This window comes from Streptomyces coffeae, from assembly GCF_016741875.1.
GTDB lineage: Bacteria > Actinomycetota > Actinomycetes > Streptomycetales > Streptomycetaceae > Streptomyces > Streptomyces coffeae.
In genome coordinates this window covers 385,584-398,223 of record NZ_JAERRF010000007.1, presented here as the reverse complement: position 1 = coordinate 398,223, position 12,640 = coordinate 385,584, and the positions used below count along the sequence as shown (strand labels likewise).

Annotated in this window: 8 protein-coding genes; 3 read left to right on the top strand and 5 right to left on the bottom strand. The window is 71.0% G+C overall.

Going from position 1 to position 12,640, the window contains the following annotated elements:
• Positions 1-74 precede the first annotated feature (74 nt).
• Both JK363_RS14845 and JK363_RS42410 read left to right on the top strand, forming a co-directional pair.
• Positions 75-2,393, top strand: coding sequence for an ATP-binding protein (locus JK363_RS14845; protein ID WP_201875337.1), 2,319 nt, complete (start codon positions 75-77; stop codon positions 2,391-2,393).
• A gap of 337 nt (positions 2,394-2,730) precedes the next feature.
• Entirely contained in the window at positions 2,731-3,108 is a 378-nt protein-coding gene (locus JK363_RS42410) for an ATP-binding protein (RefSeq protein WP_268981043.1), read from the top strand.
• A 51-nt stretch (positions 3,109-3,159) separates the two neighbouring features.
• On the opposite strand, the gene JK363_RS14835 is transcribed toward JK363_RS42410, so the two are convergent.
• The 4 genes from JK363_RS14835 to JK363_RS14820 form a co-directional block, all read right to left on the bottom strand.
• The gene (locus JK363_RS14835) at positions 3,160-4,488 is read right to left on the bottom strand and encodes a hypothetical protein (RefSeq protein ID WP_307821728.1); all 1,329 of its coding nucleotides are present in this window, start codon (positions 4,486-4,488) and stop codon (positions 3,160-3,162) included.
• Between the two features lie 90 nt (positions 4,489-4,578).
• The gene (locus JK363_RS14830) at positions 4,579-8,010 is read right to left on the bottom strand and encodes an outer membrane protein assembly factor BamB family protein (protein WP_201875335.1); all 3,432 of its coding nucleotides are present in this window, start codon (positions 8,008-8,010) and stop codon (positions 4,579-4,581) included.
• A 140-nt stretch (positions 8,011-8,150) separates the two neighbouring features.
• Entirely contained in the window at positions 8,151-8,801 is a 651-nt protein-coding gene (locus JK363_RS14825; protein ID WP_201875334.1) for a response regulator, read from the bottom strand.
• On the bottom strand, positions 8,783-10,021 hold the full coding sequence (locus JK363_RS14820) for a sensor histidine kinase (RefSeq protein WP_201875333.1): 1,239 nt from the start codon (positions 10,019-10,021) through the stop codon (positions 8,783-8,785). Before JK363_RS14820 ends, JK363_RS14825 begins: the two co-directional genes overlap by 19 nt.
• A gap of 109 nt (positions 10,022-10,130) precedes the next feature.
• Between JK363_RS14820 and JK363_RS14815 the strand changes: the two genes are divergently transcribed.
• Positions 10,131-12,065 (top strand): FtsX-like permease family protein, encoded by a 1,935-nt coding sequence (locus JK363_RS14815; protein ID WP_201875332.1) that lies wholly within the window; start codon positions 10,131-10,133, stop codon positions 12,063-12,065.
• Between the two features lie 88 nt (positions 12,066-12,153).
• Here the strand turns inward: JK363_RS14815 and JK363_RS14810 are convergent, their stop codons facing one another.
• The gene (locus JK363_RS14810; RefSeq protein ID WP_201875331.1) at positions 12,154-12,384 is read right to left on the bottom strand and encodes a hypothetical protein; all 231 of its coding nucleotides are present in this window, start codon (positions 12,382-12,384) and stop codon (positions 12,154-12,156) included.
• Between the last annotated feature and the right edge of the window lie 256 nt (positions 12,385-12,640).

The window sequence follows — 12,640 nt, the reverse complement described above, 5'->3', positions numbered from 1 at the left end:
GGCATCACCGTGAAGTTTTTCCGCCGCGCGCTGTCTCTCGGGGCGGTGCGGCGGCCGTGGCCTAGGCTGCGACCATGGGCGCTGCCGTGCGAGACGCATCCACCTTGCCTGCGGAAATGAACAGCTTCGTCGGTCGACGCCGGGAAGTGTCTCAAGTCCGGCACTTGCTGTCGTCCGGCCGGCTGGTGACGCTGACCGGCGCGGGCGGTATCGGCAAGACCCGACTGGCCGTGCGTGTCGCCGCCGACGTACACCGTTCTTTCCCGGGCGGCGTGTGGCTGGTGGAGCTGGCCACGCTGGAGGAGGAAACGCTGGTGGCTCAGGCGGTTGCCGCCAAGCTCAGGCTCGGAAACGAGTCGGGGCGCGAGCCGGTGGAGATGCTGGCGGACTACCTGGTGGACCAGCGGCTGCTGCTCATCCTCGACAACTGTGAACACCTGCTCGAGCAGTGTGCATCCCTGGTGGCCACGTTGCTGGGCGCCGCTCGCGATCTGCATGTGCTGGCGACCAGCCGCCAAGCGCTCGGTGTGCACGGGGAGCGTCCGTTGCCTGTGCCGCCGATGTCGCTGCCCGAGCCGGGCGAAGTGTATGCATCCGAGGCGCCGGGACAGTGTGAGGCCGTGCGGTTGTTCACCGACCGTGCCGTCGCCGTCCGTCACGACTTCGTGGTCACCGCGGACAAAGCCCAGGCGATCGCGCAGATCTGCCGACGCTTGGACGGAATGCCACTGGCTATCGAGCTGGCCGCGGCAAGAACGCGCGTCCTGTCGGTCGAAGAGATCCTGCACCGCCTCGATGACCGTTTCCACCTGCTGACCGGCGGATCGCGTAGCGCGCTTCCGCGTCACCGAACCCTGCGCGCGGCGATCGACTGGAGTTTCGAGCTGTGCTCGACGCGTGAGCAACAGTTGTGGTCACGTCTGTCGGTGTTCTCCGACGGTTTCGACCTTCCGTCGGTCGAGGCTGTCTGCTGCGGTGACGGCATCGAACGGTCCGAGGTGCTCGATCTGGTGACGGATCTGGTCGACAAGTCCGTACTGGGGTGTGAAGAGCACGGCGCACGGATGCGGTACTGGCTGCCGGAGACATTGCGCCAGTACGGACTGGAGCGGCTGGCGGCGTCAGGTGAGAAGGACACCCTGCGGGCACGCCATCGGGACTACTACCACGGCCTTGCCGATCAGGCCGAGGCCGAGTGGTTCGGCCCCGGCCAGTTCGAGCGGTTCCGCGTACTGCGCGCCGAGCATCCCAATCTCCGTGCCGCGCTGGCGTTCTGCATGAGTGATCCCGGCCAGGCCCGTAGCGGGTTGGCGCTCGCCGCCGCGATGTGGAGCCACCGGCTCGGCTTCGGCTCGCTCGGGGAGGGGCGCCGCTGGCTGTCCGAGGGACTCACCCTGGACGCGGAGCCCAGCCCTGTCACAGCGAAAGCCCTGTACGTCGACGGCCTGCTCGCGCTCCTCCAGGGTGACGGCGATGGGGCCGCGGCACGGCTGGAGCAGTTTCGCAGCCTGCCCCAGGAGCTGCGGAGCCATCCGGATCTCGCCCGTGCCGCTGTGACCATCGAAGGGCTGAGTGCGCTGTTCCGCGGGCACTTCCGCGATGCGGTCCCGGCGCTGGAAGACGCCTTCAGCCGGCATATGGCCGCAGGTGACCCCGGCTCGGCCGCAGTCACCGCCTTCATGCTGACCACCGCCTTTTTCAACCTCGACGACGCTCGGGCGGCCGAGCATGCCGAGCGATGCCTTGCCTTGTGCGAGACCCACCAGGCGGAGTGGTCCCGCACCCACGCGCGGTGGGCACTGGCCCTGGAGGAATACCGACAGGGCAGCACACGGCGCGCCGCCACACTCGTCCGTCATGCGCTGCGGGAGAAGCCGCTCTCACACGACCAGTACGGCATTGCCCAGTGCTTGGAAGTCCTGGGCTGGTGCGCCATGAAGGAGGGGCGCGGCGCTCGGGCCGCCACGCTGCTCGGTGCCGCACAGGCAACCTGGGAGGTGTCCGGCTCTGCCCTCTCCGGCTTCGGCCATCTGCTCACCGGCCACCAGCGGTGCGAGGCCGCATTGCGCCAGGAGATGGGTGACGAGGCGTTCACGCTCGCCTTTCACGGCGGAAGGCAGCTGACATTGGAGCAAGCGGTCACCTACGCCCTGGAGGAGAAGCAGGCGGCCGCGGTGCCACCACCCGCCGAGGCAGCGTCCGCACCGCTGACCCCCCGCGAACGGCAGGTCGCCGACCTCGTCGCGCAGGGGCTGAGCAACAAGGAGATCGCCGCGAAACTGGTGATCGCACGGCGTACCGCCGAAGGCCATGTCGAGCACATCCTCACCAAGCTCGGCTTCACCTCCCGCTCCCAGATCGCCGCCTGGGCGACACGTCAAGAGGCCGGCTGATCGCCGCTTCAGGAGCAGCTTGCCGCCACATCACACAGCGCGACATCACCTTCACAGATCGTGAACTCATGCGGGTCGGTGAAGAACGTAGGCAGCGCATAGGTATCGGTCCGCGTAGTGTCCCCCTTCTCTCCACGACGAGGCCCTGCGCAGTGTGAGAGGTGTTCCACCGCTGTGCCGTCCACCTCTGGTAAGGACGATGGAAACCACGCAACAGGCCGCACCTGCGATACCCACGCCGACGTGTACCACCGGCGGCAACGGCCTTCGCGACAGGGGCCAGGACGTAGCCCGCCTCGAACGCGATCCCCGTTTCGTCGACCGGACATCGCGTCGGCTGGCGCACGGCCCGGAAGCGGTCGCTCACGCCCGCCGCATCGCCCGGTCCATGCTCAGCACCTGGCAGATCGGCGACGATGCCGCCCATTCGGTGCTGCTCGTGGTGTCCGAGCTGGTCACCAACGCCGTGGAGCACGCCCGGCCGCCGCTCACCCTGCACCTGTCCCGCGAGAACACGGCTCGTCGGGTGTGGGTGGGTATCACCGATGGCGGCCCCGCGACACGGGAGGGGGCCTGGGCGTCGTCCTGTGCCCATGACGAACACGGGCGCGGCCTGGCCATTGTCGAAGCCCTCGCCACCACTCACGGTGCCCGTCGTCACACGGGTGGGACCACGTATTGGGCCCGCCTGCCCTTGGCGCACGGGGCCCGCTGATCATGGTCGATGAGTACGCCGGTTTCCGGCCGGGAGTCGCCCACCTGAGCCTCAGGGGGCCAGGACGCGTCCCGCGGCCAGTACGGAGGCCAGGCTCCCACCGAGTACGACGGCCACGGCGGAGACCATGGGTGCGCGCCGCGTCCACACGTGCAGCGTGGGCGAGTGGGAGGCGCGTGTCAGCAGGGCGTCGCGCCCCCGGAGTACGACCAGGCCGACACCGGTCAGGGTCAGCGCCATACCGCAACCGAATGCCGCCACCATCAGCACCGCGGTCCCGACCTGGCCGGTCAGCAGCCCGCTGAGCAGCACGAGGAACGCCGACGGCGAGGGCAGCAGACCGCCGGAGGTGCCGAGCAGCAGGATGCCGCGCCAGGTGAGCAGGGAACCGGCGGGGGCATGGTGGCTGTGCCCATGGCTGTGCGGGTGTCGGTGCCCATGGTCGTGGCCATGCGCGTGTCCGTGGTCGTGGCCGTGCGCATGGCCCCGGTTGCCCAGGTGGCGCCGGAGCAGGCTCACCCCGACCCCCACCACGACCAGGGCGGCCGTCAGTTGCAGCCAACCCGTCAGCGCCGCGATGTCCGGGGCACTCGCCGCGGCGAGCCACCATCCGACGGCGAGCGTGGCGACGGACGCGGTGTGCATCACGGCGACGATGACGCCCAGCCACACCGCTTCCCGCGCCCGCCCCCGGCCGGCCACGAGGAACCCGGCCGCGAGCGTCTTCCCATGGCCCGGGGCGCAGGCGTGAAAGGCCCCCACCGCGGCCGAGACGAGCAGCGCCAGGGGCAGTACGGCACGGTGTTCCAGCAGTCGGGAAAGGTCAGTGGTCCAGACGCTGAACGGCTCCTGGGGCCCGGCCGCCGCGTCCGGATCGCCTCGGCCGGACGCGCCGGGCGCGAGCGTACGGGTCGGCTCGTCGGCCGTGTGCAGACCGCCGCCGCCCGACTCCGTGACGGATATCGTGCGGTACTTCGGGTCGACATCGTTCAGCGCGGTGATGGTCATGGCGACCGTGGCCACCGGCTCCGGGCAGTGGTAGCGCAGGCGGGCGCCCGCGTCGGCGAGGTGTGCGGTGTCCGCGCGGTCCAGCGGGCAGGACCGCCCGTCCTGGCGCAGCGTGATGTGCGAGCCGAGGTACCGCGCCTGGGACATGCCCGCCCTGTCGGAGACCGTGCGGAGTACGGCCAGGTCGTCCTTGGCGGCCGACCAGACGACCTCGACCGCCTTCCCGTCGGCCTTGATCCTGGCGACCGGAGGGGTACCGAAGGGGTGGGCGTCCGCCGGGCCCGCGAGACCGAGCAGCACCAGCGTGGTGAGCGCGCCGACAAGGAAGAGGCGGCGAGCCGCCCGGGAGCAGTTGTGGCCGAAGGTGTGCACAGTGGTGTTCCGATCAGGAGTGCCCTGCGGGCCGCCTCCCCTGGAGGGGGAGCCGGCCCGCAGGGCGGGAGGGGTGTAACCGGGTGGCTGTCAGCCGCGGCGGTCGCGCCGGGCCGCCAGGGCGTGGATCGTCCCGTCGTCGGTGAGGGCGATCACCCAGTCACCGCTGACGGACAGCGCCGAAGCCACACCGCCGCCGAGGTTGTACTCGGTCAGCCGCTTGCCGGTCGCGCGGTCCAGGACGACCACTCGTCCGTCCCAGGTGCCCGCGTAGAGCCGGTCCTTGGTCACCAGGGCGTGCATCGTGGGGGAACCGGGCCCCGCGCCGGTGCAGCCGACGGCCACCCGCCACTTGTCGTCCATGGGGCTCTCCCCGGGCAGATAGCCGACGGGGGTCTCCCACAGCGGCTTGGCCGGGTCGGCCGCGCTGGTGTCGTAGGCGCGGATGACACCATCACGGTTGGCGATGTAGGCGACGCTGCCCCAGACGGCGGGGCTCGTCAGCGGAGCGCGGCCGGGCTCGCAGTTCGAGGCGTCGTTCGCCGGGGTCTTCCACAGGACCTCACCGGTCTGCGGGTTGTGCCCACGGGCACCGCTGGTGGTCCTTGTCACCACCTGCGGCTCCCCGTTGTCGGGGTCGGTGAGGGCCGGGGAGGAGTGGCTGTCGATACCGCCGTCGGTGTTCTGGGCCCACAGCTGTGTGCAGCTCGCGAGGTCCATCGCGACCAGTGTGTTGCTGGAGTCGGTGTGCAGGTAGGCGGTGTTGGTGCCGGGCTTGCGGACCGCCGTGCTGTGGAACTGCCCCCAGCTGGTCGCTCCGTTGAAGCCACCGAGCAGCTCTCCGCTGGCGGCGTCACGGCACCGGATCTTGTTCCAGTTCTGGTAGACCGCGACCTTGCGGTTGTCGCCCGTCAGGCCGAAGACACTGACCGGACCACCGGCCCGCCCGTGGCGGCGCACGGTGTCGCCGTGCTGCTGCTCGTCCTCGATCGTCTGCCAGACGACATGGCCGTCCTTGGCGTCGAGAGCATAGATCCGGCCGACAGCGGTGGTCAGGTAGACCTTGCCGTCGTGGAGGGTGGGCGCCGATTCGGCGTCGCCGTCCAGATAGGTGCGCCAGACCTCACGGCCGGAGGCGAGGTCGTAGGAGAGCATCATGCTGTACGGGGAGTCGAACGCCCGGGAGCTGACGATGACCTTGCCGTCGGCGACAACCGATCCGTTGAGGTTGAACTGCTCACCGGTACTGGCGGCCCACCGCAGGTCGAGCTTGGTGCCCGGATTGTCCGAGCTCGCGGAGCGCCCCGCCTCGTCGCGGCCCTGACGGGTCCAGTCCTGGCCGCTCCGGGGCTTGGCCAGCTGGCCGTCGGGCACCACCTGGAAAGTGTTCTTGATGGTGGGCCATGCCTTGCCCTTGGTGTCCACGGCGGTCATCTGCGCCGTGTACGTTCCCGGGGTCAGGTCCTGGATACGGTCGCTGACCCGGGTCCAGGAGATACGGGCGTCCGGACAGGGCTCCCGCTCGCCACCGGGCGCCGTGTAGCAGTTCTCGATGCCCGTCGGGTGGTTGCCCGCGCCGAACTTCAGCCCCTTCTCCTGCCGTACCGCGCGGCCACGTCCGTCGCGGACGGTGAGGGTCGCGGTGGCCGGGGTGCGGCCGTCGTCCTCGGCGTACAGCTCGACCGGGATGGGGGCACCGGCGGGGTGGACACTGTCCGCCGCGGGGCTGACCAGCGCGGCATCGTCATCGATGTCGAACTGCCGGTGTGTGCCCTTGATGTAGCCGGTGTCTTCATTGCGCTGGGTGCGCGGGTTGTCGGTGATGTCCTTGAAGTCAAGGATCTTGTAGTCCGGGTGGGCTCCGTCGATGCCGTACTTGCCCTGGTTGTTGACCTCCACCGAGCGGCGGAAGGCGCCACGGCGGTACTCGGCCTGCTGGTTGTGGCCCGCGGCGAACATCCGCACGTCGTACTTGGCCAGCTCGTCGACGGTCGGCTGCATACCGGCGCCGGGTCCCCACACGGTGAACAGGGACCGGTGCGCGAACACGAGCACCTGCTTGCCCACGGCGTGGCGCTTGAGGTCCTCACGCAACCACTCCAGCTGCGGCTTCAGACCACTGGAGTCGTAGTTGTCCTCGAGGACAACGATATGGCGGCCGTTGCGGTCGAAGCTGTACCACTCCGGGCCCATGTTCCTGCGCCAGTACTCCATACTGCCGCCATAGCCCTGGGAGGTGGCGGTGCCACCGAAGTCATGGTTGCCGATCGTCGGGTAGAAGGGCATACCGAGCCGACCGTCGGTCAGCCCCTTGCGCAGCAGGTCGTAGCCACCTTGCCGACGAGGCTCCGCGGCGTAGTCGGTAACCGACAGATCACCTGTCGTGATCACCATCGACGCTCCGTCGACCTCGGACATCGCGTCGACCTGGCCGGTCCACTCCGGGAGGGTGCTGCGCGCGGCCGCGTCCGAGGTGTTGGACACCTCGCCGTCGGAGTCCATCAGCCACTTCTCGGTGGGGTCGGCGGCGCGCTTGTCCGGCACCAGGGCGAAGTCGATGCCGGTGCGCGGACCGCTGTCGGGCACCTTCTGGAAGAACTGCGGGACGTAGTCCTTGCGCAGCGCGGGCGTATAGCCGTTCGGGGAGACGATGTTGATGAGATCGGTCTCCCGGCGGTTCGGGTCGATCCGCAGAGTGTACGAGCCGTCGGCGCCGGTCGTCGTCCAGACCTCGCCGTCGGTGACATCAACACCGGGCATGGGGTCCTCGCCCGGGTCACGTACGCCGTTGTGGTTGGCGTCCTTGAAGACGGTGCCCTCAACGGCCACCCGACCGTCGGTCGGCTCGGCGGCGAACGAGGCACCGGCGGTCACACTGGACACCATCCCCGCCACCAGCGCCGTCCCGGCCGCGACCAGCTGCTTGCGGCGACGCCGGGGGCTGTGCGCCTGCGGCTGGTGCCGACGCCGGTACCGCGCGCCGAGCCGGAGCGCCCATCGGAGGGCCGATAGAGCCACCACGGCGAGACCTATGAGCAACACCACGGGGCGCCAGGGAAAGGCCGAGCCCGCGGGCACCTCATGGGCGCCCGACGCGTCGACCACGGGGGTGGCCGCGGTAGCATCGACCGTGGTGCCGTCGAACTCCACGACGGCCTGCGTCAGTCCGCCGTCCTTCAGCATCGAGGTCAGGTCGAGCTTGTCGACATGGCAGCTCCATGCCAGCTCGACCACCACACCGCCGGGGACGCCGCCACTGTCGCCCGCGACTCCGGAGGCGCTGGTCGGGCAGGATGCGTCAAGAAGGTGCGACGCCCACGCGCCCGCCTTCTCGGGGGACACCACATCCTTGTGAACGATCAGCCGCCCGCTGGTGACGTTCTTGTTGGTGGAGACGATGAGTTCGGCATGCTGCCGCGACACATGGGCCGACGCGGGCTGCGCGCCAAAGGCCAGGCCAAAGGCCAGTACGAAGACCAGCAGCGCCAGTACCGCTCTCGCTGCTGTTCGGATTGTTTTCATGGTCATGAAGATTGGGCCCAACAGGCTGCCGGGGGTAGAACTTCTCGCAAAAAATTACCCTCCCAGCGGCGAACAGCCGTACGAGGCGAAGCCCGGCCGCGCACGCGACGCGGCTCGGACAAACGGCGCGGCGCACGTGCTCATGATCTGAGGAACGCCAGGACGGCCAGCACCCGACGGTGGGTCTCCTCCGCGGGAGGCAGGTCCAGCTTGGCCAGGATGTTGCCGATGTGCTTGCCCACCGCCGCCTCCGTGACGACAAGTTCGCGGGCAATGGCCGCGTTCGACCGTCCTGTCGCGATGAGCGCCAGTACCTCCCGTTCGCGCGGCGTGAGCCGCTGGAGCGGATCGCGGTGGCGGCGCAGCAGCTGCCGTACGACCTCGGAGTCCACGGCCGGCCGCCCTGCCGCCACCCGCTCGACGGACGCCGCGAACTCTTCCACCTCCCCGATGCGGTCCTTCAGCAGGTAGCCGACACCCGAGCCGTCCCCGGACTCCAGCAGCTCGGCGGCGTAGGCGCGTTGTACGTACTGGCTGAGCACCAGCACCGGAAGGCCGGGGTACGACTCGCGCAGGGCGAGCGCAGCGCGCAGGCCCTCGTCGCCGTAGCCGGGCGGCATGCGCACATCGGTCACCACGATGTCGGGCCGGTGTTCCGCCACCGCGGCGGTGAGCGCTTGCGCGTCGCCGACCGCGGCGACCGTCTCGTGGCCGAAGCGCTGGAGCAGGGCGATGAGTCCCTCGCGCAGCAGGACGCTGTCTTCGGCGAGGACTACGCGCAGGGACGGCACGGGATCTCCGCTCGCAGGACGGTGGGCCCGCCGGGCGGGCTGGTCAGCGCCAGTGTGCCAGTGAGGACGGACAGCCGGTCGGCGAGCCCGGTCAGTCCTGTGCCCGCGGAGGGGTCGGCCCCGCCGCGGCCGTCATCGTTCACGGTGAGCGTCAGCCTGCCGTCGTCGTACCGGGCGCTGATGCCCACCCGCGCCGCGCCGCTGTGCTTGGCCGCGTTGGCGAGGGCCTCGCGGACCACGAAGTAGGCGGCGGATTCGACGGCTTCAGGGAAGCGAGGCAGGCTCTGGGTGTCGGCTGTCGCCGGGACGGGGCAGCGGTCGGCGGCGTCGGCGAGCGCGGCGGGCAGGCCATAGTCGGTGAGCACCTGCGGATGGATGCCCTGTACCAGGTCACGGAGTTCGGCCAGGGCTGCCTGCGCCTCGGCGTGGGCGCGGGTGAGTTGGGCGTGCAGCGGGGTGCCGGGTTCGATGTCGAGGCGGGCCAGGCCCAGCGTCATCGACAGGGAGACCAGGCGCTGCTGAGCGCCGTCGTGCAGGTCGCGTTCGATACGGCGGCGCTCGGCTTCGAAGGCGTCGACCAGCCGGGCCCGGGAGCGTGTCAGCTCGCGAACCGTGACCTCGCGGATCTCGGGGGCGAGCAGAACGCGGATGAGCCGGGCACGGGCGGCGGCCAGTGCCCGCAGCGGATGGGAGGCGAGCAGCAGCAGAGCGCATCCGGCCGCGGCGCAGGCGAACGCGACGGGCTGCCCGGTGACCGACCACAGCTTGAGGACCTTCACCTCGGAGCCGTCCATGGCGAGCAGCGGTGGGGTGGCGATGAGCGCACCCGGTAGCGCCACCAGCAGCGTGAGGGCGGCGGCCTCCAGGGGCCACAGTGTGGTGGCCAGCAGGACCGCGTACCCCAACTCGCGCCATGTGGCGCCCTCGGTGAAGCGGTGCCGCGCCCACGGCCACAGCCCCGGGCGGTCCGGCGCGGTGTGCTGGGTCGGCGGTGGCGGTACGTCCAGCAGCCGCATCCGCTGTCGTTCGGCGGCGGCGACCGGGATGCCGGTGAGGGCGGCGAGCGCCAGCAGTGGCACGCCGACGAGCACAGGTGCCAGGGCGGCGCCGGAGGCGGTGAGCAGCAGGAGGGCGAGGAGCGCGGCGGCACCCAGGGGGAGGCCGGCGGCCAGGTAGGCAAGGGCGCGGGCGGTGCGGGCCGGCTGCGCGGAGGGACGCATGCGCTCCACCGTAGAGCGGGGGCGGGCCGCTGACGGTAGGCCCAGCCCTACCTTCGCCCGGGGTCTGGTGGGTGTGTGCCGGGTCGGCGCCCTCGCTGGGATGGGAGGCATGAACCCCATCCGCATGCTGAAGGTCATCCGGCGCTCCGTGGCGGCTCGTTGGGCCACGCTCACCGGCAGCTTCCTCGCGCTCGCGCTCGGCACCGCCCTCATCACCGTCATGTGCCGTGTCCTCTCCGGCGCCGCGGGGCTGCCCGCGAGTGAGGAGCTGACCACCGTCGTCGCCCTGCTCGGCACCGCCGCGGGGGTCACCGGTTTTGTGTCGGTGTTCGTCGTCGCCTCGACCTTCTCGTATGCCGTGGCGCAGCGGCGTCGCGAACTGGGCCTGTTGCGGCTGGCCGGGGCGAGCCGGGCGCAGGTTCGCCGGATGGTGCTGGGGGAGGCCGCGGTGCTGGGCGTGGCGGCGTCCGGTGCGGGATGCGCGCTGGGCGGCTACGCGGCGCCGGACGTGGTGCGCCGGCTGGTCTCCCAGCGGCTCGCGCCGGAGGCGCTGACGGCGGGCAGCGCCGCCTGGCCGTACCACGTCGCCTTCTGGACCGGGCTGACCGTGGCCCTCACGGGAGTGGCCGCCGCGGCCTGCCGCGCGGGCCGGGTCGCGCCCACGGAGGCGCTGCGCGAGGCGGAGGTGGACGAGCGGGTCATGACGCCGGGCCGCTGGGCCGCTGCCGGGACGCTGCTGGCCACGGCGATCGTGCTGCTGGGCTGGCGACTCGCAACCGATCCCGGTGAGTTGCTGCACCGCAAGACCTACACCGTGCAGCCGATGCTGCTGGTCACCGCTGTCGCACTGCTCGCCCCGGTGACCGTCGGGCCGCTGAGCCGCCTCGCCGGGCGGGCGCTGCCCGGCTGGGCGGGACGGGTGGTGCGGGGCAGCGCCGCGGGGTCGGTACGGCGCACGGGTGCGCTCGCCGCGCCGGTGCTGCTCGCGGTGGCGCTCGCCGGATCGCTGCTGGGCACCGCGCAGACCGTCGGCGCGGCGAAGGCGCGGGAGGCCGCGGCGCGGACGCGGGCGGAGTGGGTGGTGACGGGCCCGGTGCGGGCGACCGACGTCGAGCGGGTGCGGCAACTCGCGGGCGCACGGGCCCTGGTGAGCGCGCCGACGGTCGTGGAGTCCACGGAGGACAGCGATCAGCGGATCGCCTGGGAGGCCCGGGCGGTCGACCCACACGCGCTGACCGCGCTCACCGCGCTGCCGGTGACCGCCGGGCGCGTCGGGGACCTGGACGACCGGAGCATCGTCGTCACCGAGGAGTGGCTGCACCACGGCGTCGGCACCACGGTCCCGGTATGGCGCGCGGACGGTACGCACACCGACCTGCGTATCGCCGCCGTCCTGCGCACCGGCACGGGCGACAACGGTGTGTACGTCACCCCGGCCAACGCCCCCGGCGCAACCGCGGACCGGCTGGAGGTGCGCGGCGTCACGGGAGCGGCGCTGCGGGCAGCGGTGGCCGACGGGCCGCCCGCGGCACACGGCCGGACCGAGGAGCCGGGAGCGGAGCGGAAGGGTGCCACGGCGTCCGCGCTCCGGATCCGCACCGCTGAGCAGTGGCTCACCGACACCCACCCCCGAACCAGCCGCGCGACCCGCGCCGGCTTCATCCTCGTCCTGGGTATTGCCCTTCTGTACGGCATGTTGGTGCTGGCCAACACCTTGGTGATGTCCACCACCGACCGAGTGCGCGACCTCGCCGTGCTGCGGCTGGCCGGTGCCACGAAGGGCCTGGTGCTGACCGTGGTCGCCGCGGAGACGCTGCTCGTCGTCACCACCGGCGCGCTCCTGGGTACCGCGGTGGCGGCCGTCAACCTCGCCGGCGTCGCGACGGCCTTGGCCCTCCTGGGCGTTGGGACCACGATCGTGGTCCCGTGGACAACCCTGGCCGCCTTGACCGCCGCGTGCACGGCCGTCGCCCTACCGGCCGCGGTCGTGCCCGCATGGCGGGCGCTTCGGGTGCGGCCGGTGGAACGCTTGAAGGCGGCTTGACGCGCGTCGGACGGCGCTGATTCTGCCGCCGCGAACGCGGAACAGGGGGCCGACGACACCAGTCGTCGGCCCCCTGCCACCGGCCGGATCAGTACTCGCGGATGTACCAGCCCTTCGTCATTTCACCGTCCGGGGAGGCCTTGAAGTACAGGCACTTGAAGTCCGGGCCGGGGTAGCTGCCCTTCTGGACGACGTCGCACTTCGCCTTGGTCGAGAAGGGGCCGGCGACGAGTTTGATGGGAGGAGCGGCGTTGGCCACTGGAGCAGCGGCGAGGGTGGCGGCGACCGCGACCACGGCGGTGCTCAGGAGCTTCTTCACTTGATGATCCCCGTTTCACTCGGGATGCGGGTCGGGCATCCCGTGATCGATTACGGCGATCATGCTACAGAGCGACGGCCCCGGCGGGAAGGACACATGACAGTTGACCACGCCTTGCCGGGCTGGCCTGGTAACCGGCAGCAGTCAGGGTCAGAGCGACAGCCGCGATCGGCTCGGCGATCAGACATGGCTTTCATCTGCGGGAGTTGGCCCACATCTTCGAGGCGTGTAGCCTCGTCTCCACTTCAGAGACAAG

What these genes read in the sequence shown, in the direction of transcription:
- JK363_RS14845 (WP_201875337.1), top strand. Translation starts at nt 75, where the DNA reads ATGGGCGCTGCCGTGCGAGACGCATCCACCTTGCCTGCGGAAATGAAC.
- JK363_RS14830 (WP_201875335.1), bottom strand. Translation starts at nt 8,010, where the DNA reads ATGAAAACAATCCGAACAGCAGCGAGAGCGGTACTGGCGCTGCTGGTC.
- JK363_RS14820 (WP_201875333.1), bottom strand. Translation starts at nt 10,021, where the DNA reads ATGCGTCCCTCCGCGCAGCCGGCCCGCACCGCCCGCGCCCTTGCCTAC.
- JK363_RS14815 (WP_201875332.1), top strand. Translation starts at nt 10,131, where the DNA reads ATGAACCCCATCCGCATGCTGAAGGTCATCCGGCGCTCCGTGGCGGCT.